Genomic DNA, 17,774 nt, shown 5'->3' with positions numbered 1-17,774 from the left:
ACGTACCCACAATCCACACAAAGCACCACATATCGGACATAAGGCACAGTCAAAGTTGGGCCGGTGGCATGGGAAGGGCCCGCCGCGTGCGGCGAGCCCCGGGAACGCCGGCGTGCTACCGGCGCATGTTGCGGTTGCCGACGTGCTCGGCGGTGCCGACGTCGTGGTGTTCGCGACGCCGCATGCCGGCGAAGCCCAGAAGTCCGAGCAGGCCCAGCAGGCCCCACAGACCGGCATTGCCGCCGCCGTCGTTGCTCTGCTTGTTGTCCTGTGGCGCAGGAGTGACCTGACTGTGCGCCACGGGCGCGACCGGCGTCTCGGCTGTGGCCGCGGCGGCCGGGGCGAGCGTCAGGAAGAACGCCAGTCCCAGTCCGGTGAGTGTCTTGCGCATTGGGTTCCCCCGATCCGGCGGCCCCTTGGTTGCTGAGACCGCCTGTTCTGCCTCCCTGGAGGGAGGCCCCAAGCGGGGCGATCTCTGAAATCCCCTGCTCATTTGGACCCATACCGTCACGACTCAGGCTCAAACGCCTTCTTCTCCTGGCGTGACCTGCGTCTCTCCCTGTTACGTAAGGTTTCAGATTTCTTCTTTGGGGCAGAAACATGAGGTCAACACATCCGACAGAGCCGGCCCCCGGCTCCGACCCCCATGCCAGGAGACGACATGTCCTCGACCGCCACGCCCGCCGACCCTGCCGGGACCCGGATGTTCTGCTCCGGTGACCCGTCGAACCTGGCCGGCAACGCCCACTGGTGGAACGAGTTCGGCGAGGACGGCAGGGGCACGCTCTACCGGTGCGACGTGTGCGGGGTGACCGACCTCGGGTGAGGTGGCCCGATGTGAGTTTCCTGCCTGGTTGATGGCAGGCTGTCCCGCATGGAAAACTCCCAGCCCCGCCCGGAGGGGGCCGTTCTTGAGGAGCTCCAGCGGCTCCGCGCCAGCATCGACAACCTCGACGCCGCTCTTGTGCACCTGCTGGCGGAGCGGTTCAAGTGCACGCAGGAGGTCGGCCGGCTCAAGGCGGAGCACCGGCTGCCCCCGGCGGACCCCGAGCGCGAGGCCCGGCAGATCCACCGACTGCGCAGCCTGGCCGAGGAGTCGAAGCTCGATCCGGTCTTCGCCGAGAGGTTCCTGAACTTCATCATCGCCGAGGTGGTGCGCCACCACGAGCTGATCGCCAGCAGCATGTCGGAGAGCCGCGCGCGACGCTGACCGACGAAAGAAACTTTCATCCGAGTCAAGTCGCACCTCTGACCTGACGGGTTGACGGGCGGCGTCCGAGGCCGGGCGCCGCCTCTTTTTGCGCCTTCGATCCGTATGCTGTACGGTACGGCGTACGGAAAGCACGAGGACGAGGGAGTCGCGCATGTATCAGCCGAGCGCCGAAGAGCTGAAGAGCGTCGAGGAATGGTTCGCCGAGTACGACGCGCGGGCCGAGCGGGGTGAGCTCGACAGGCTGGCCGACCTGGCCGTCTTCCCCATGAACCTGGCCACCGACGTGCCCGGCGGCTACGCCACCGTCCGGCAGTGGACCCGCGAGGAGTACCTGGAGGCGATGAAGGACGCGATGGGCGGCGGCACCGCCGGGCTGGACCTCCGCTCGCGGCGGACCCCGCACTTCCTGAGCGAGAACCTGGTGGTCGTCGAGACGCACGCCACCATGACCATCGAGGGCCAGGAGCAGGAGATGCACTACGCCGATCTGCTGGTGCGCACCGAGGACGGCTGGGCCTTCCAGACCATGATCCAGGGCGGCTGGGGGCACGGCTGGCCCGCCGCCAGACGCGGCTGACCGGACGGGAACGACCGCCGGGCCCGCCGTGCGCGAGCCCGGCGGGCGGGTCTCACAGGTAGGGGCCCGAGCCGCCGCGCGGCCGGTCCGGCAGGTCGTGCCCACGGCCCTCGGGCAGCCGCGGGCGGGCGCCGGCCTGCTGGAGCGCCAGCCCGGCCTTGATGCCCTGGAAGACGCCGTCCAGCCAGCCCACGAGCTGGCCCTGCATGATGCGCAGCTCCGCCTGGCTCGGCAGGCCGGCCGGCTCCTCGGGCATGAGGCGTTCGAGTTCCTCCCGCAGCTCCGGCGCCACGGACTCGCCGATCTCCTCGATGGCCCGCAGATGGATGTGCTTGAGCTGGTCGCGGGCGCGATCGTCCAGGGGCGTGCCCTGGGCCTCGTCCAGCAGCATGCGCACCATGTCGCTCATGCGCAGCAGCCGGGCCGGCTCGGTGACGCGGGCGATCTCCCGTTCCGCGGCGGCGGCCTGCGGCGACAGCGCCGGCGAGCCGTGCTCCTCCGGGCCGTACGGGCCGGGTGTCGAAGTCATGAGCCGTCCTCCGGGGTGCTGGTTCGCTCGTGCGATCTCGGGTCCCCCACCCCCTGCCCACGAACGGTGACCTGATTACCCGCCCTCCGTGGGCTGCGGACGGCAGCACTCGCAGGCCGGGCCCCTGCCCAGCTTCGTGGCCAGCCAGTGCGTCCCGTCCTGCAGGCCCTCCAGGGTGCGGCCGACGGCGTAGTAGAGCCTCGGCGGGACGCGCCTCAGCGTCGTGGAGTGCCGCTGGCCGAGCAGCGCCACGAACTGCCGCGGCGAAAGGGCGGCGTAGCGGGGCAGGTTCTCGTACCAGCGGGCGCTGTTGCGGGCCGAGCGCTGGGTCATCCGGATGGCCGGGATGCGCCTGCGCGAGTAGAGGGCGAGCGCGGACAGCGGGTCGGGGTCGCTGTGCAGCGCGTCGGCCAGGAAGGCGGCGTCGCCCAGCGCGAGCGCGGTGCCCGCGCCGATCGAGTAGTGGGTGGTGTGCGCGGCGTCCCCGAGCAGGGCCACGTTGCCGCGGTGCCAGGTGCGGTTGGTGAGGGTGCGGAAGTTGAGCCAGTGGGCGCTGCCGTCGGGCTGCTCGCGGCCGATCAGCGGGTGCCCGTCCAGGACGTCGGAGAACAGCTTCTCCAGCACCGCGAGGCTGTCGGCCTCGCTCGCCGCGTCGAGGCCGAGGCCCGTCCAGGTGGCGGGCGCGCACTCGACCACGCAGGTGCTGTGCTCGTTGCCGTACGGGTAGCCGTAGCACCAGATCCAGCCGTGCGCGGTCTCCACGAACGAGAAGACGAACGAGTCGAAGATCTTCGTCGTGCCGAGCCACATGTAGACGTTGCGGCCGACGGTGAACTCGGTGCCGAAGTGCTCGGCGTGCGGCTCGCGCAGCCTGCTGTTGATCCCGTCGCCCGCCACGACCACGTCCGCCCCGTCCAGCTCGGGCGCGTCGGGGCCGGTGATCTCGTGCTCGTACACGATCCGCACGCCGAGCTCGCCCGCGCGCCGGGCGAGGATGTCGAGCAGGGTGCGGCGGCCGATGCCGAAGCCGTCGTCGCCGTGCTCCATGGTGAGGGTCGCGCGCTCCTGGAGGTCGACGACCCAGTCGTCCCAGTGCACGGAGTTCTCCTTGATGGCCTGCGCGGACTCCGGGTCGAGCGCGTACAGGTTCTGCAGGAGCTGCGACCAGTACGTCACGCCCCACCCGTAGGTCGAGCCCGCCGGGTTCCGCTCGTAGACCGTGAGCTCGTGGGACGTGTCCATCCGCTTCATGAGGATCGAGAAGTACAGGCTGGCGGGCCCACCGCCGACGCAGACGACCTTCATCATCGAACTCCCATTACGCATAATGTGGTCGGTATGTAGCAGAAAGTAGCAGGCCGGTTACAGGGAGAGGTCTGCTCGCGTCGAGCCCCAGGTCATGACCTCACCACAGGCTCGTAGAGGGCCGCCGGACGCTCGGCACCCGCCAGAAGTTCGCGGGGCGCGGGCCAAGAATCTTTGGGGCGGCGCCCCGGGGTGGCGCGCACCGCGGGGAGATCGGCGAAATTACGTTCTGTCGTAGCTCCTGTCCGTGAGTTACCAAGGGGGAAACCGAATGCTTCGTCGTGCTCTGGCGGGCTGCCTCGCTCTGGCGGCCGCCGGCCTCGTCACCACCGCCGCCGGCTCCGCAGCGCATGCCGACCTCAAAGCGCCGTTCGCCCGCGCCGGGGCGGTCGTGGGCCTGGACGGCTCCCTGATCGACGGCAAGAACATCTACCGGACCTGGCGCTCGGCCACCGGCCAGTACTGCGTCCAGGTCGCCCACTTCGTGGACACGATGGAGGCGCTGATCCAGATCACGCCACGGCACGCCGCGCGGCTGCCGTACATCGCCTACCGGTTCCCGTCGACGCAGTGCAGCAACCAGCCCAACACGATCACGGTCAGCGTCGTCAGCACCGACACGGGCCGGCTCGCGGACGGCGGCTTCGACCTGCTCATCTCCTGACCTCCCAGCACCCTGACGGCCGCGCGCCCCGCCCGGGGCGCGCGGCCGCGCCCTTTCCGCGGCAGCGGCGCGGTGAAGGACTGGATCACCTCGAAGCAGTGCCCGTCCGGGCAGCGCAGCTCTTAGATGGCCATGGGCCGCTCCTCACCAGAGCTCGACGGAACGGGACAGGATCGCCGCGAGGTCGTCCTCGCCCACCGGCAGCGGGGCGGTGGCGAGCAGGCGCTGCTGCTTCATCGCCCCCTCCACCAGGGCGGGGACGTCCGCCTCGGTGTAGCCGACGCCGCCGATGCCGTTCGGCAGGCCGATCTCGCGCATCAGCGCCGCCAGCACCGCGGGCAGCCGCCCGGCCGGCTCGCCGCCGGCGGCCGGATCCAGGATCTCCGCGGCCCGCAGGTGGCGCTCAGGGCAGGCCGCGAACGTGAACCGGAACGCCTCGGGCGCGCTCAGCGCCACCGCCATGCCGTGCGGCACCAGCGGCTCGTCCTTCGGATAGCCCTCGGGACGGAAGTCCCTGACCCGACCGGCGATGGGATAGGCGTTGGCGTGCGGGATGTGCACGCCGGCGTTGCCGAAGCCGAGCCCGGCGAACGTCGCCGCCATCGCCATCCCGGCCCGCGCGCCGGCGTCGTCGCCGTCGCGCACCGCCGCGGTGAACGAGCCGGCGAGCAGCCGCATCGCCTGCTCCGACCACATGTCGGAGACCGGGTTGGCCCCGCAGTAGGGCACCCGCTCCTCCGGCCGCTTGCGCGCGAACGAGGTGTACGGGCGGGCTGTTTGACGCGCTCGCCGGGCTGAAGCCCGACGATTCTGGCCTGTGCCACTGTCGTTCACGCGGCGGCACTTCCTTGGCTTCCTGCTTCGACGGGCCGTGCCGGGCTCGCGCCCGGCCTTACCGGCCCTCCACAGGCGTTTTGCCTCTCCGCCCGTCCGGCGGCGAGGATATTGAGCGCGGCGTTGATGTCCCGGTCGTGGGCCGCACCGCAGGAGCAGGTCCACTCCCGCACCGACAGGGGCATGTCCTGCCGTACGGCTCCGCATACCGAGCACAGCTTGCTACTCGGGAACCAGCGACCGACCTTGACGAAGGTCCTGCCGTACAGGCGCGCCTTGTACTCCAGCATGGCCACGAACGACGACCAGCCCGCATCATGCACGCTCTTGGCCAGCCGGGTGCGCGCCAATCCCTTGACCGCCAGGTCCTCCACATACACCGCTTGGTTCTCGCGGATGAGCTGTGTGGAGAGCCGGTGGTGGAACTCGCGGCGCGCGTCGGCGACCCTGGCGTGCCGCCGGGCGACCACAAGCCGGGCCTTGGCCCGGTTCTTGGAACCTTTCTCCTTACGGGACAGGGCCTTGTGCGCCCGCTTGAGTTTCTTCTCCGCCCGGCGCAGGAACCGAGGCGAATCGATCTTCCGCCCGTCCGACAGGACAGCGAAGTGTCCAAGACCCAGGTCGATCCCGCTCTCGATCCCGCTTTCCGGCAGGGGTGAGGCGCTGACCTCCACGACGAAGGACGCGAAGAACCGGCCCGCCGCATCCTTGATCACGCTCACGCTGGACGGCTCGGAGGGCAACTCCCGCGACCAGCGCACCGCCACCTCTCCGATCTTCGGCAGGCGTAGCTTTCCGCCCGGCGTGATCGAGAATCGGGCGTTGCGGGTGAACCGGATCGCCTGCCGGCTGTCCTTGCGGGACCGCAACCGGGGAGCGCCCAGCTTCGGGCCTTTGCGTTCGCCCGACAACGAGGCGAAGAAGTTGCGGAACGCCCTCGTGCAGTCGGCCAGCGCCTGCTGGAGCACCACCGCCGACACCTCGCCCAGCCACACCCGGCCGGGGCGCTTCTTCGCCTCGGTGATGACCTGCCGGGACAGGTCGGCGTCGGTGACGAACGGCAGGCCGGCCTCATGCGCGTCGTTACGCAGCCGCAGCGCGTCGTTGAACACGACACGCGCGCAACCGAACGCCTTGGCCAGCTCGATGTGCCGGCCCGGTGTCGGGTCGAGGCGGAAGCCGTAACGGAGCTGCACACGATCATCCTACTATTGGCTTATGGCCGAGTACCGCGATATCGGGACCGGCAGGCACTGCGTTTTCGTCCTGCACGCTCATTGGTTTTCGTGACCAATGTTCCGCCACCAGGTCTTCAACGGCGAGCACCTGACACGGCTGGAAGAGATCATGAGGCTGGAAGAGATCATGAGGGATGTGCGCGCCGACTTCGAGACCGAACCGAGCGAGTTCAACGGCGAGAACAATCACGTCCACCCGCTGGTGAACTTCCCACCCAAGATCGCCCTGTCCAAGCTCGTCAACTCGTTGAAAGGGGTGTCCTCGCGGCGGATGCGCACCGAGTTCCCCGAACCGGCCCACCACTACTACCGGGCGAACAAGCTGTGGCCGGGCTCCTACTTCGCCGGGTCGGCAGGCGCAGCTGCCATCAGTGTCCTGCGCCAGTACATCGAGCAGCAGAACCGGCCGGTCCGAGCAGGGTGGACGCCGGTCCGCCTGGCGGCGAATCGGCTGTCCTTGCCCCGCTACGCGAGACGGTCGGCTTCACCCCCGGCCTGAAGGACCCCGTTGGGGATCTCTCATTACGACCATTGTGTTCATTGAGCTATCAAATCGACACTGATGGTGAAAGGCGGCGCGTGGGCGAGGGAGATGAGATCGATGCTGGAGAAGCGACGTGGGCGACAGGTGCCCGAGCTGACGGCCCGGGTGGTCGCGGCGGCCTTCCCCAAGGGCACCCTGGCGGTGTGGCTGCGTGATGCGCTGGGCGAGGTGTTCTCCGACGAGTTGTTCGCCGAGGCGTTTCCAGCCGATGGGCGCCCGGCCATCTCGCCGGGCGCGCTGGCGGCGGTGTCGGTGTTGCAGTACGCCGACAACCTCTCCGACAGGCAGGCGGCCGAGGCGGTGCGAGCCCGGATGGACTGGAAATACCTTTTGGGGCTGGAGCTGACAGACCCGGGGTTCGACCACAGCGTGCTCAGCGACTTCCGCGCACGGCTGGCCGAGCACGGCCTGGAGGAGAAGATCTTCGAGGCGGTGCTGGAGGCAGCCGCCGCTCGCGGGCTGCTGCGCCCGCGCGGGCGGCAGCGGACGGATTCCACCAAGGTCTTGGCCGATGTGCGGCTGCTCAACCGGATGGAGTTCGTCGGCGAGGTGCTGCGCACGGCGCTGGAGGCCCTGGCCGCTGCGCACCCGTCCTGGCTTGAGGAGGTGCTGGCAGGGCAGGAGGAGCGGTGGCTGCGCCGCTATGGGGAGCGGATCGACTCCTGGCACGGGGACCTGCCTGGTGCCGATCGCGAGCAATGGCTGCGGCAGGTGGGCGAAGACGGCTTCTTCCTGCTGGAGAAGATCGAGGATGCGAAGGCGCCGGCATGGCTGCCTCTGATCCCCGCCCTGGCGGCGCTGCGCCGCTGCTGGGATGAGCAGTACCTGCGCGACGAGCACGGCGTGCAGGCCCGCGAAGGCGCACAGTTGCCGCCCGGGGCCCAGCGCATGGCCAGCCCGCACGACCCGCAGGCCCGCTACGGGGTCAAGCGCGGGCAGGGCTGGGTCGGCTACACCCTGCACGTGACCGAGACCTGCGAGGCGGACGCGCCCCGCCTGATCACGGACGTGGCCACCGGCACCGCCGCCGACGGTGATGACAGCGCCGCGCTGCCGGGCATCCACCAGCGTCTTGAGCGACGCGGTCTGCTGCCCGCCGAGCACCTGCTCGACAGCGGCTACGTCACCGCGGCGAACCTGGTCGAGGCCGCCGGCACCCGCGGCGTCGTCCTCATCGGCCCGGCCCGCCCCATCACCGCGGCCGCGGCTGACGGCCGCTTCACCCACGAGGACTTCCGCATCGACGACCAGGCGCGCACCGCCGTCTGCCCCGGCGGGCAAACCAGCATCTCCTGGGTCCCGGCCCACTCGGCCAGGGGCGTCCCCGTTATCCAGGTACGTTTCGCCGCCGCCGGCTGCCGCGCCTGCCCGCTGCGGCAGCGTTGCACCACGGCCGACAACCCGCAGTGGGGACGGACGCTGACCCTGCGCCACCCCCGCCAGCGGGCCGCCCTCCAGCAACGCCGCCACGAGCAGGACACCCCCGCCTGGCGGCACCGCTATCGGCCGCGCGCCGGCATCGAGGCCACCATCCACCAGCTGACCTCCCGCACCGGCCTGCGCCGCAGCCGCTACCACGGCCTGCAACGCACCCACCTGGGCCACTGCCTGGCCGCAGCAGCCGTCAACCTGATCCGCATCCACGCCTGGGAACACGGCATTCCACCTGATCCAACACGAAGAACCCATTTATCCCGATTGCTCGGCAAATGCGCGTAATGAGAGATCCCCAAACGGGGTCCTGAAGGCCGGAGCACTACCGACGATTCTGGTAGCTCTCCAGCGCGTGGCAGAGGATGTCCATGCCGGCCGCGGCCGTCACGCCCGCCGGCTGCGTCATGGTCAGGCCGGGGTCCACCACGGCCAGCACCGGTCGCAGCCGCGGATGGCTGATGCCGGTCTTCACCTTCAGCTCCAGCACGTCCAGCACGCAGATCGTGGTGGACTCCGAGCCGGTGCCGGTGGTCGTCGGCACCGCGACCAGCGGCTTGAGCGGCCGCGACGGGGCCAGGCCGGCGCCGACGGGCACGTTGACGTAGTCGAGGAGCGTGCCGGGGTTCGTGGTGAGCAGGTTGACGGCCTTGGACGTGTCGATGCTGGAGCCGCCGCCGACGGCGACGTAGGCGTCCCACGGGCCGCTCGCCCGCGCGTGCTCCACGGCCGCCTCCAGGCTCTCGTCGGTCGGCTCGACGTGCACGCCGTCGTAGACGCGCGCCTCCATGCCGTATCCGGAGAGCTGTTCGGCGACGCGGGCGGGGGCGCCGGTCGCGGCCACCCGGGCGTCGGTGACGACCAGGACGCGGCGGACGCCGTACTGGGCGAGGTCGAAGCCGATCTCGGCGGCGGCGCCGGGACCGAACTTCAGCGCCGGGGCGCCGTAGGTGAAGACCGACTCGGGGTCGGCGGGGACGGCGAACGTCATGGGGCGCTCCTCACTGGTAGAAGCCGTCCGGCGCGGTCCGCAGGGAGCGGAGCTGGGCGGCGTCGTGGCCGAAGACGACCTGGGCGTTCGTACGCTCGGCCAGGGCGCGGATCTTCTCCACGGAGGCGTACCAGGCGGTATCGTGCCCACGGTGTGGCCGGGGGCCTCGATGAGCGTGACGCCGGGCAGGATCTCGGTGTCGCCGGAGACGGTCGTGAAGTCAAGGCCCTCGTAGTCGGCCTTCAGGTGGGCTCCGTCGAAGGCGCCCGCGTAGCCGAACGCGAACTCCTTCTCCTTGTCGTTGCAGACCAGCCGGGCGCCGGTGCCCTCGAACATGCGGACGTTGCCGGCGTGGTCGAAGTGCAGGTGCGACAGGACGACGTAGTCGAGGCTCGCCGGGTCGGCGCCGAGCCGGCCGAGCTGCGCGTCGAGGTACTGCTCGTCGCTGACCTGGTCGTATGGGAAGAACTCCTGCAGCCCGGTGGACTTCCAGCGGGTCTCCCAGCCGCAGGGGCAGCTCGTGTCCCACAGGAGGGTGCCCTCGCCGGTCTCGATGAGCACGGCGTGGGTGGTGCAGGGGTACCACTCGACGGGACGATCGCGCTCGTCCCTGGGCCGGATGGTGCGGCCGGGCTTGAGAAGCAGCCAGGTCAGGTCACAGCTCATCGCTCCGCAGTCAAGGATGTGGAGTTTCATGCGTGTTCCTCCATCAGGAGTGCCTGATGTCCGATATGTAACACGCAGACGCCCTCATCTCCAGGGGGTGCCCCGAGAGGCCGCTCATGGGATGCTCGGCAGTGTGATCACTCCTCGTCACGGAGCCTCGCATGCTCCGTAGGATCGCGCGCGCCCTCGACCCGGCCGGCCAGGAGCGGAGCACGTCCGCTCACGAGGACATCCGGGCCTACGCCCGCCAGATGCTGGCGGAGACCCGTGAGGAGCTCAACCGGGCCGACGCCAAGGCCCAGGTGCTGCTCGGCATCGTCGGCGTCGGGCTCGGAGCCGTCACGGGCGGCCTGCTGGCCGGGAGCTGGTCACCGTTCCGGCTCTCCGACTCCGTCGAGTGGCTGTGGTGGGCCGGCGTGGCCTCCGCGGTGGCGTCCGTGCTCGTGCTCGCCCGCGCCGTCTACCCCCGGCTGGACCGGAGGAGACGGCGCGACGACGCGGTCATGTACTACGCCGACGTGCTCCGCTTCGACTCGGCCGCGGAGCTGTCCCGGGCGCTGGCCGGGTCGTCGGCCATGGGGCTGGAACGGCTCGCCGACCAGCTCCACCGGGTCAGCGCCATCGTCGGCCAGAAGTACCGGCTGATCCGCTGGGGGTTCTGGCTGCTCCTCGCCGGGCTGGCCGGCACGGTGGGCGCGGTGCTGGTGGACCTCGCGCTCACCCCGGCTCCTCCATGAGGGCGAACGGCGAGTCGGGGCTCGGCTGCGGAAGAGGGACGCCGAGCCGCTCGAACGCCGCCCGCAGGGCGCTCTCGCTGGACATGACCAGCTCGAAGGCGTTCGCGTGCCGCTGGGCGTCGACGATCTTGGCCAGGAGCTGGAAGAGCTTCTCGGCCTTCTCCTCCCGTTCGTCGAGCATGCCGTCGGTGATGTCCGCGACCTTCTCGATCGCCTGCGTGAGCCGGACGGCATGCCGCGCCGTCGCGCCGTCCGTCGCCTCGGTCAGGAACTGCGCGCAGAGGCGGCGCGAGGTGCTCAACTCCTGGATGTGCACCTCGATCTGCTTGGCCCGCGACGTGATCCGGTAGAGCCTGCTCTCGTGGGCGCAGCGCAGCTGCCTGACCTCCTCCGGCACGTCCACCTCGATGGTCGCCCGCCAGGTTCCGGCCACGGAGTCCGACGGCCGCTCCTTGAGCCGCTCACCGAGAGCCTCCTTCGCGGCCCGCTCCGCCTCCGCCGGCGCGAAGACGCTGTGCTTGCGCAGCGTCTCACGGACGTTCTCGCGAACGACGTCCTTGATGAGATGGTCCTGATCCTCTCTCAGCTCCTTCCAGGGGCGGAAGATGAGGGCCCCGGTCGCGGAGCGGCGCCAGAGCCAGACCCTGACCTTGAACCTGTACCCGTCGCCTTCCGACGGGGCGGTGAAGACATAGGAGGCGTCCTCCGGGGTCACCTCCGCCTCCTCGGCGAGCGCCGCCGCCTTCCGCGGCTCCCCCTGCGCGGCCGGGAACCTCGACCAGCGCTGCACGAGCACGGGCCGCCTGATGATCTTCGCTAGGGGCATGACCGTCCTTCCTTCACGAGCCGCAGGTAATGGGTGAACTGGTCGGCGGTGATCGATCCCCGCCGGTGCCACAGGTGCAGGTGGAACAGCCAGGAGGGCCGCACTCTCACGGTGGTTCTGCGGATCACCTCGTGGACGACGGCGCCGATCACCGGCTCCGACGCCGCCCTCTCCGCCCATCTCGCCATGAGCGTCCAGGCGGACGGCGTGTAGGGACGGAACCGCCTGCGCCCGTGGGTGGCCGACAGCCCGAGATCGAGCGCGTTGAACCAGAGCAGCCCCAGGTCGCTCACGGGTTCGTGGCGCCAGAGCGGTGGGTGCGACTCATCCTCCTGCTCCGCGGTGGCCAGGCGGACGAAGGCGAGCGCCGCGCTGAGCCGTTCTCCGGGATGCTCGCCTCCCACCCAGCGCGCCAGCGCCCCCAGCACCTTCGCGGCGGTCTCGGACGTGTAGATCTCGGCCACCGAGCGCGCGACGCCGTCGCACGTCTCCCACCACACCGCGCCGGCCGCGACCGTGTGCAGGGCCTCCAGCGCCTCCTTGACGTGACGGACGCCGACGGAGGAGCCGTACGCCAGCGCCGCCGAGATGCGCTGGGCGTAGGAGCCCGTTGTCCAGGTCTTGAGCCGCCGGCGGACCAGGGCGGCGACGTCCGCGTCGGCGAGAGCCGCGGACTCCACCGCCCAGGCGAGCACTTTCGCCTGACCCGCGTCCTCGCTCCAGGGGGTGAAGAACCGCTTGTCGATGACGTCGAAGTCGCTCGTCGCGAGCTTGCCGACCGCGTGGGCGGCCTTGAGCTGCACCCGCCAGTCGTCGTCGGCCACCAGGTCGGTGAGCCAGTCGTAGAGCGCGGGCCGGACCCCGGGCAACTGCTCCCAGATCGTGGTCAGCAGCCGATCGGCCATCCCCGGCCGGAGCTCGATGCGCTGTCCCTCGCCGCCGCGATGCGTCCGCGTCGCGTCGAGGGTCGGATGCTCGATCCACTCGCTCAGCCGCTCCCACACCGGGAGACCCTGTTCCTCCTCGTCCGCGGGGTCGCGCTGCTCGTCCTGCCTGATCCGGTACGCCAGGGCGAGCGCTGCCTCGGAGACGATCGCCTCGGGCAGGCCGTACAGAACCGCGCTGCTGATCAGGAAATGCCTGCTCAGAGCGGGCTCGCTCTGCTTCAGGCTTTCGGGCAGCCCGGCGAGGGCCGTGTAGGGCAGGTCGGCGATCATGTCGGCGAGCCGCCGGCCGCGCCGCAGACCGTCCGAGAGCTGGACGGCGGTGTTGACGGCCTGCCAGGGGCGGCAGCCCACCACATGCTCGTCCAGGGCCTCCCGGAGGTCGTCGAGTTGCGGCTCGATCCCCGGCACCAGGTGCGCGAGCCACTGACGGACGATGTCACCGGCCGCCGGAGCCACGTGCGTGACCACGCACTTGGTGACCGCGCACGAGCCGGGGACGAGGGCCACGATGGCGGCGCCGCTCTCGCGGGCCACCGCCGAGAGCTGGTCGATCACCGCCTGGGGATGGCGTGGCCAGGAGACGTCGTCGACGCGCATCACGTACCCGTGACCGGGGCGCAGATCCCGCGCCCGGATCTTCTTCGGATCCCTGGCGACCAGGTGGCTGCAGGTCAGCCCGTGCTCCAGGAGGGCGCAGACCGCCGCGGTCCAGCGTCCGCTGTGCGACTCGCCTCTGAGCAGGACCACGGGGGCGCTCGCCAGGTGGGCCGCCAGCTCGTGCTGGGAGGGCGTCGTCAGGAGGCACGCCCGGATCTCCGCGAGCTCCGCGGCGGACAGCGGTTGGGTGTGGACCGCCTCCTCCTCGGCGCCGAAGTACTGGATGAGGTCGCGGCCCGCGCCGTAGAGGGCGGCGCCCCGCTCCGCCGTATAGGACGATCCGCCGTACCAGCTCTGCCCGACGTCGATGATCTCGGCGCGGAGCCGGCGCTCCTTCTGCTCCTGCTCGATGCGCTCGGCCAGGGACGGCGTCTGCCCGGCGGCGGAGAGGTCCTCAGGCTCGGCGTCCAGCAGTTCCTGGCCAGGGCTCTCCTCGGTCATGGCCGCCGGTCCCGCGGCCGGTCGGTGACCGTGAGGTCGCGACCGGCGATGTTGCTCGTGCCGTCGCCGGAGACGCGGAACTCGTTGCCGCCGTACCAGTCGCCCGCGACGCTCACGTGACGGCCGTCCCCGGGAGGCCGCGGGGGCGGGCTCGCGTCCTTGCCGCCGTCCTCGGCGTCGAAGGACGCCAGTTCGGGAACGGAGCGGACGTCGTAGCCGGGCAGATGGACGTAGGCGACGTAGCTCTGCTGCTTGACCTTGGCCCGCACCCGGCGGAACCGGTCCGCGGGCGGTCCGCCGTAGCCCTGGCCGACGTAGTCGTCGTGGAAGGTGCCGGACACGATCACGCCCAGGTTCGCGTCCGGCACCGCGCGCAGCGCGGCGCGCAGGGCGTCGGCGTTGACCAGCCGCCCGCTCTCCACCGCGTGCCGGCCGGGGGATCCCGCGGGACCGTCCACGTGCAGCGGGCCGGCATGGATGGCCAGGCGCAGGCGAAGGCGGGGGCCCGGCGCGGCGTTGTGCGCGTCGAGGTTCTGGCGCAGCGCGTCCGTGAACGGGCCGATGAGCCGGGCGGGATGGATGCCCGGCGGCAGGACGACGAACTCGCCGTCGCCCTGCGGCTGCCGTTTCCAGTCGAGCAGGCCGAGACCCGCCGCCCCCGCCGCGAGGTCCAGCAGCCGGATCATGGCGGCCTGCAGCACGTACTGCTCGCTGTTGTTGTGCTTGCTGTAGTCCTCGACGTCGTAGGTCAGCATGGCCCGGTACTGTGGCGTGTCGTTCATCGCGCTCCTGTCGTCGCTCCCGTAGGAGACGATGACGCCGGAGAGCGGGAAAGGACCCGGATTTCTACCGGTTCTCCGGCACACAGTCGGCGAACTTCGCCAGACCCGGCATGTCCCTGATGACGACGCGGCGGTGGCCGCGGAGGACCAGGCCGCGTTCCGACAGCGAGCGCAGCGCCTTCTGGACCGTGGGCTCCTTGGCGCCGACCAGACTGCCCAGCTCGGCGCGGGTCAGCCGGACCCCCATGTCCACGCCTTCCAGCACGGCGCGACCGTGGGCGGCGGCCAGCGCGAGGATGATCCTGGCGAGGCACACCTCGGCGTCGTACCCGGCGAACTCGAGGCGGCGCTGGTTGGCCCATTCCAGCCGGTCGCCGAGGAGGCCGGAGAGGGCGAAGGCGGCGTGCGGGTGCCGCTGCAGGTAACCGACGAAGGCACTGCCCTTGATCGCGCACAGCGAGGCCGGGCCGCACGTGGTGACGTCGGCGGTGCGCCTGCCCGACCCGAGGATCGCCATCTCGCCGACGATGTCGCCTGAGACCCGGATGGCGAGAAGGGCCCGTTCGCCGTTCTGGGCCTGCGTGGTGATCTTCACCAGGCCGTGGAGGATGAGGTAGACCAGGGAGCCGGCTTCGCCCTGGCGGATGAGCCGGGTGCCGTCCGGCGCGACGAACGTGGTGCCGAGCCCGACGAGCTCCGCGGGCATCGCCTCGGGCAGCCGGGCGAGGAACGTGCCCGTCGGCCACTTCGCCACCACCGGAAGCCTCCCGCTGCGGGTTGTCAGGGGATGTGGGCCACGGCTCCGTAGTTGCCCGAGGTGGCGGGCTGGTCGGCGCAGGCGGCGTCGTCGCCGGCGTGCCACTCGGGCACCCAGACGAGGCCGGGCTCCACCAGGTCGAGGTCGTCCAGCAGGGCTTCGATCTCCTCCTTCGTACGGATCGCGAGGTGCGGGAGCGTCATGGCGAGCACGTCGCGGACGGCGGGGAGGAGCTCCTGGGGGACCGCGTCGAACGTGGTGTGCGCCAGGGCGAGGAAGCTGCCGGCCGGAGCCGCGTGGCGCAGGCGCTTGATCACGTAGTGGGCGTACTCCTCGTCGTCCAGGCTCTGCGCGGACAGCAGCAGGACCGCTATGGGGCGGTCCCAGTCGAGGAAGGTCTGGACGACCCGGTCGCCGAGCATCTCGTCGATCTCGTGGATGTCGCCGTCCACGACCCGGACGAGGTCGGAGAAGGGCTCGATGGTGGCCTGGGCCATGGTGACGACCATGGGGTTGTTCTCGACGTACACGGTCCGGACGGCGGGGCTGGGGGAGACCTGGCGGGCGAGGTCGTGCAGGCGGCGGCCGGGCGGGAGGCCGCTGGGCACGCCACTGCCGATGATCATGAACTGGTCGATGCCCTCGGTGGCGGCCAGACGGCGTACGACACGGGAGAGGAACTGCAGGACGGCGTGGGCGGCGGTGGTGAGGACGGGAGCGGCTTGCTCGAAATGGCGCACCATGTCTTTGTCCGCCTGGAAGTTGTTCTTCCCGCCGGCCGCCGCGTCGAAGATACGCGTCATGCGCGCCTGCGTCGTTTCGAGCTTGGCCAGGTTTCGGACAGCCCTTTGGTGCATGAGCGTTGCCCCTTTCCCACGCCGCCACCCGTCCGGGGTTGGCGATCTTCGGACCTCACTCGATGACTCTGACCATATGTTCCAACAATTCCAGTCAATCGCAATGCGGTAGACCGGTTATTTCGGGAAATGTTTGTGACCAGAATGAGGGGGACGGGGAGTGGTGAGGGTTGTTCGATCAAGAAATGATGTGGCATTCGCGCACGTTGGAGATGGTTTTGTGGTGGCGAGAGAAGGGCTTCTGCGGGTTGTTGAATGATCGAATCGGTGGGGTGTTCGTGGATTGTGATATTTCGGGCTCATGAGTTAAGTGATGTTTGTGGGGTTTGCGGGCCCGCGTGTGGTTGACGGGCGAGGGTCTCGACGGTCGGCGCGCCGTGTCCGGAAGGGGCGGACGGCGGGGGCCGTACGGGCGGCGCGCGGTGGGGGCCGAAGGGGAGGGCGAACCCTTACGGATCACGAAAAACAGGGTGATCGTGGAGACGCCCGCCCATAGCCACCTATAACCTTCCCGTCGGCAATCGATCCGGGGAAGGGAATGGGGTGGCCGGCCATGGCCGAGCAGGGGGACCCGCGGCGCGGGCCGCGGTTATCGGGCACGACCCGCCCGGCCGGCGAGAGCGACCGGCCGACGACCTTCGAGCTCTTCTTCGACCTGCTCTTCGTGTTCGCGGCGACCCGGGTCACCGCGCTCATGGCGCAGGAGCACGGCGTTCACGGGCTGCTTCAGGGGCTGCTGCTGCTCGCGCTGCTGTGGTGGGCGTGGGAGGGCTACACCTGGCTCGGCGACCGGGGGCGCGCCGGCGACGGCGTGGTGCGCGGCGGGATGGCGGTGGCGAGCGCCGCGGTGTTCGCCGTGGCGCTCGCCGTGCCCGAAGCCTGGCGGGACGCGACCGGCGGGCTGAACGGGCCGCTCGTGGTCGTGGGCGCGTACGCGCTGGTGCGGGCCGTGCACCTCGCCGTGGACGGCGCCGTGTCAGGGGCGGAGGGCGACGAAGGGGCGCCTCGCCGGATCGCGCTCTCCTGGGGGACCCTGCTGGCGGGCGTGCCGCTGCTCGTGGCGGGGGCGCTGCTCGGCGGATGGGCGCAGACGGTGCTGTTCGCCGGAGCGCTCGCCGTCGACCGGGCCGGGGCGCACCTGACCGCGCGCCGCGGCGGCCTCCGGGTCCGCGACGTCGCGCGGCGGAGCGAGCGGCACGGCCTCTTCGTGCTGCTCGCCCTCGGCGAGTCGGCCGCCGCCACCGCAGCGGGGGCCGCCGGGCGGGCGGTGAGCGTCCCGCTGCTCGCCGGGGCCGCGCTCGGGATCGCGGTGGCCGTGTGCCTGTGGTGGCTGTACTTCGACGTGGTCGCGCCGGCGGCCGAGCACCGGCTGGTGCGCGCGCTCGGCGCGATCCGCGTCAAGATGGTCGTGGAGGGCTACACCTACGGGCACCTGCCCATCGTGGCCGGCGTCGTCGTGACCGCGTTCGGCGTCCAGGGCGTGCTGGCCCACGCCGGCGAGGGCGGGGCGCTCGGCGGGTTCCACGCCTCCGTCCTGTACGGCGGCGCCGCCCTCTACCTCGGCGGGCACGTGCTGTTCGGCGGCCTGATGCACGGCGTGCTCAGCCTGCCGAGGCTGCTCGCCATCGGCGCGCTGCTGGCCGGGCTGCCGGTGGCGATCGTGCTGCCGCCGCTGGCCGCGCTGGCGGGGCTGACGCTCGTCCTGGTGGCGCTGGCCGCCGTGGAGACCGCGCGCTACGCCGAGCAGCGCCGCGACCTGCGGGAAGCCTGACAGGCCC

Annotated in this window: 18 protein-coding genes and 1 pseudogene; 8 read left to right on the top strand and 11 right to left on the bottom strand. The window is 70.8% G+C overall.

Features of this window, described 5'->3' with window-relative positions; all coding sequences use genetic code 11:
• Positions 1 to 115 precede the first annotated feature (115 nt).
• Positions 116 to 391 carry a WGxxGxxG family protein gene (locus Nocox_RS32885; protein WP_020545602.1) on the bottom strand — a complete coding sequence of 92 codons (276 nt, stop codon included), beginning with the start codon at positions 389 to 391 and terminating at the stop codon, positions 116 to 118.
• A 270-nt stretch (positions 392 to 661) separates the two neighbouring features.
• On the opposite strand from Nocox_RS32885, the gene Nocox_RS32880 reads away from it, so the two are divergent.
• From Nocox_RS32880 to Nocox_RS32870, 3 genes are all read left to right on the top strand, one after another.
• Positions 662 to 826, top strand: coding sequence for a hypothetical protein (locus Nocox_RS32880; protein ID WP_020545601.1), 165 nt, complete (start codon positions 662 to 664; stop codon positions 824 to 826).
• Positions 827 to 874: 48 nt separating this feature from the next.
• The gene (locus Nocox_RS32875) at positions 875 to 1,210 is read left to right on the top strand and encodes a chorismate mutase (RefSeq protein WP_020545600.1); all 336 of its coding nucleotides are present in this window, start codon (positions 875 to 877) and stop codon (positions 1,208 to 1,210) included.
• A gap of 154 nt (positions 1,211 to 1,364) precedes the next feature.
• Positions 1,365 to 1,790 (top strand): hypothetical protein, encoded by a 426-nt coding sequence (locus tag Nocox_RS32870; RefSeq protein WP_020545599.1) that lies wholly within the window; start codon positions 1,365 to 1,367, stop codon positions 1,788 to 1,790.
• 52 nt (positions 1,791 to 1,842) lie between these two features.
• Here the strand turns inward: Nocox_RS32870 and Nocox_RS32865 are convergent, their stop codons facing one another.
• Positions 1,843 to 2,319 (bottom strand): proteasome activator, encoded by a 477-nt coding sequence (locus Nocox_RS32865; RefSeq protein WP_020545598.1) that lies wholly within the window; start codon positions 2,317 to 2,319, stop codon positions 1,843 to 1,845.
• 75 nt (positions 2,320 to 2,394) lie between these two features.
• A complete protein-coding gene (locus Nocox_RS32860) occupies positions 2,395 to 3,627 on the bottom strand; it encodes an FAD-dependent monooxygenase (protein WP_020545597.1) in 1,233 nt (410 codons plus the stop codon).
• Positions 3,628 to 3,895: 268 nt separating this feature from the next.
• Between Nocox_RS32860 and Nocox_RS32855 the strand changes: the two genes are divergently transcribed.
• Positions 3,896 to 4,288: a hypothetical protein gene (locus tag Nocox_RS32855; RefSeq protein ID WP_020545596.1), complete on the top strand. Its 393-nt coding sequence runs from the start codon at positions 3,896 to 3,898 to the stop codon at positions 4,286 to 4,288.
• Between the two features lie 144 nt (positions 4,289 to 4,432).
• On the opposite strand, the gene Nocox_RS32850 is transcribed toward Nocox_RS32855, so the two are convergent.
• Complete coding sequence (locus Nocox_RS32850) at positions 4,433 to 5,017, bottom strand: dehydroquinate synthase/iron-containing alcohol dehydrogenase family protein (RefSeq protein WP_020545595.1); 585 nt, start codon at positions 5,015 to 5,017, stop codon at positions 4,433 to 4,435.
• A 101-nt stretch (positions 5,018 to 5,118) separates the two neighbouring features.
• Positions 5,119 to 6,318 carry an RNA-guided endonuclease InsQ/TnpB family protein gene (locus tag Nocox_RS32845; RefSeq protein WP_219495531.1) on the bottom strand — a complete coding sequence of 400 codons (1,200 nt, stop codon included), beginning with the start codon at positions 6,316 to 6,318 and terminating at the stop codon, positions 5,119 to 5,121.
• A gap of 22 nt (positions 6,319 to 6,340) precedes the next feature.
• Between Nocox_RS32845 and tnpA the strand changes: the two are divergent.
• Together tnpA and Nocox_RS32835 are read left to right on the top strand one after the other, a co-directional pair.
• Positions 6,341 to 6,769: pseudogene (gene tnpA, locus Nocox_RS32840) on the top strand (IS200/IS605 family transposase); the annotation flags it as partial.
• A 192-nt stretch (positions 6,770 to 6,961) separates the two neighbouring features.
• Positions 6,962 to 8,623: an IS1182 family transposase gene (locus Nocox_RS32835; RefSeq protein ID WP_219495508.1), complete on the top strand. Its 1,662-nt coding sequence runs from the start codon at positions 6,962 to 6,964 to the stop codon at positions 8,621 to 8,623.
• A 37-nt stretch (positions 8,624 to 8,660) separates the two neighbouring features.
• Here the strand turns inward: Nocox_RS32835 and Nocox_RS32830 are convergent, their stop codons facing one another.
• Positions 8,661 to 10,022 (bottom strand): iron-containing alcohol dehydrogenase, encoded by a 1,362-nt coding sequence (locus tag Nocox_RS32830; RefSeq protein ID WP_211212572.1) that lies wholly within the window; start codon positions 10,020 to 10,022, stop codon positions 8,661 to 8,663.
• A gap of 131 nt (positions 10,023 to 10,153) precedes the next feature.
• Between Nocox_RS32830 and Nocox_RS32825 the strand changes: the two genes are divergently transcribed.
• Positions 10,154 to 10,729 (top strand): Pycsar system effector family protein, encoded by a 576-nt coding sequence (locus Nocox_RS32825; protein ID WP_020542028.1) that lies wholly within the window; start codon positions 10,154 to 10,156, stop codon positions 10,727 to 10,729.
• Here Nocox_RS32825 and Nocox_RS32820 read toward each other — a convergent pair.
• The 5 genes from Nocox_RS32820 to Nocox_RS32800 form a co-directional block, all read right to left on the bottom strand.
• On the bottom strand, positions 10,710 to 11,555 hold the full coding sequence (locus Nocox_RS32820; RefSeq protein ID WP_020542029.1) for a hypothetical protein: 846 nt from the start codon (positions 11,553 to 11,555) through the stop codon (positions 10,710 to 10,712). The genes Nocox_RS32825 and Nocox_RS32820 overlap by 20 nt on opposite strands.
• Positions 11,546 to 13,600, bottom strand: a complete 2,055-nt coding sequence (locus tag Nocox_RS32815; RefSeq protein ID WP_020542030.1) for a hypothetical protein — start codon at positions 13,598 to 13,600, stop codon at positions 11,546 to 11,548. Before Nocox_RS32815 ends, Nocox_RS32820 begins: the two co-directional genes overlap by 10 nt.
• A complete protein-coding gene (locus tag Nocox_RS32810) occupies positions 13,597 to 14,382 on the bottom strand; it encodes a nucleotidyl cyclase domain-containing protein (RefSeq protein ID WP_020542031.1) in 786 nt (261 codons plus the stop codon). Before Nocox_RS32810 ends, Nocox_RS32815 begins: the two co-directional genes overlap by 4 nt.
• A 64-nt stretch (positions 14,383 to 14,446) precedes the next feature.
• Positions 14,447 to 15,136, bottom strand: coding sequence for a Crp/Fnr family transcriptional regulator (locus Nocox_RS32805; protein ID WP_246649637.1), 690 nt, complete (start codon positions 15,134 to 15,136; stop codon positions 14,447 to 14,449).
• A gap of 26 nt (positions 15,137 to 15,162) precedes the next feature.
• Positions 15,163 to 15,942, bottom strand: a complete 780-nt coding sequence (locus Nocox_RS32800) for an SAM-dependent methyltransferase (protein WP_020542033.1) — start codon at positions 15,940 to 15,942, stop codon at positions 15,163 to 15,165.
• Between the two features lie 607 nt (positions 15,943 to 16,549).
• On the opposite strand from Nocox_RS32800, the gene Nocox_RS32795 reads away from it, so the two are divergent.
• Positions 16,550 to 17,767 (top strand): low temperature requirement protein A, encoded by a 1,218-nt coding sequence (locus Nocox_RS32795; protein ID WP_033408553.1) that lies wholly within the window; start codon positions 16,550 to 16,552, stop codon positions 17,765 to 17,767.
• The last annotated feature ends 7 nt before the right edge of the window (positions 17,768 to 17,774 follow it).

It is taken from the genome of Nonomuraea coxensis DSM 45129 (genome assembly GCF_019397265.1).
GTDB classification, from domain to species: Bacteria; Actinomycetota; Actinomycetes; order Streptosporangiales; family Streptosporangiaceae; genus Nonomuraea; species Nonomuraea coxensis.
Note: the sequence above shows the minus strand (reverse complement) of the source record. Positions and strands in the feature narration are given on the sequence as shown.

What these genes read in the sequence shown, in the direction of transcription:
- Nocox_RS32885 (WP_020545602.1), bottom strand. Translation starts at nt 391, where the DNA reads ATGCGCAAGACACTCACCGGACTGGGACTGGCGTTCTTCCTGACGCTC.
- Nocox_RS32880 (WP_020545601.1), top strand. Translation starts at nt 662, where the DNA reads ATGTCCTCGACCGCCACGCCCGCCGACCCTGCCGGGACCCGGATGTTC.
- Nocox_RS32875 (WP_020545600.1), top strand. Translation starts at nt 875, where the DNA reads ATGGAAAACTCCCAGCCCCGCCCGGAGGGGGCCGTTCTTGAGGAGCTC.
- Nocox_RS32870 (WP_020545599.1), top strand. Translation starts at nt 1,365, where the DNA reads ATGTATCAGCCGAGCGCCGAAGAGCTGAAGAGCGTCGAGGAATGGTTC.
- Nocox_RS32865 (WP_020545598.1), bottom strand. Translation starts at nt 2,319, where the DNA reads ATGACTTCGACACCCGGCCCGTACGGCCCGGAGGAGCACGGCTCGCCG.
- Nocox_RS32860 (WP_020545597.1), bottom strand. Translation starts at nt 3,627, where the DNA reads ATGATGAAGGTCGTCTGCGTCGGCGGTGGGCCCGCCAGCCTGTACTTC.
- Nocox_RS32855 (WP_020545596.1), top strand. Translation starts at nt 3,896, where the DNA reads ATGCTTCGTCGTGCTCTGGCGGGCTGCCTCGCTCTGGCGGCCGCCGGC.
- Nocox_RS32835 (WP_219495508.1), top strand. Translation starts at nt 6,962, where the DNA reads ATGCTGGAGAAGCGACGTGGGCGACAGGTGCCCGAGCTGACGGCCCGG.
- Nocox_RS32830 (WP_211212572.1), bottom strand. Translation starts at nt 10,022, where the DNA reads ATGAAACTCCACATCCTTGACTGCGGAGCGATGAGCTGTGACCTGACC.
- Nocox_RS32825 (WP_020542028.1), top strand. Translation starts at nt 10,154, where the DNA reads ATGCTCCGTAGGATCGCGCGCGCCCTCGACCCGGCCGGCCAGGAGCGG.
- Nocox_RS32820 (WP_020542029.1), bottom strand. Translation starts at nt 11,555, where the DNA reads ATGCCCCTAGCGAAGATCATCAGGCGGCCCGTGCTCGTGCAGCGCTGG.
- Nocox_RS32815 (WP_020542030.1), bottom strand. Translation starts at nt 13,600, where the DNA reads ATGACCGAGGAGAGCCCTGGCCAGGAACTGCTGGACGCCGAGCCTGAG.
- Nocox_RS32810 (WP_020542031.1), bottom strand. Translation starts at nt 14,382, where the DNA reads ATGAACGACACGCCACAGTACCGGGCCATGCTGACCTACGACGTCGAG.
- Nocox_RS32800 (WP_020542033.1), bottom strand. Translation starts at nt 15,942, where the DNA reads ATGACGCGTATCTTCGACGCGGCGGCCGGCGGGAAGAACAACTTCCAG.
- Nocox_RS32795 (WP_033408553.1), top strand. Translation starts at nt 16,550, where the DNA reads ATGGCCGAGCAGGGGGACCCGCGGCGCGGGCCGCGGTTATCGGGCACG.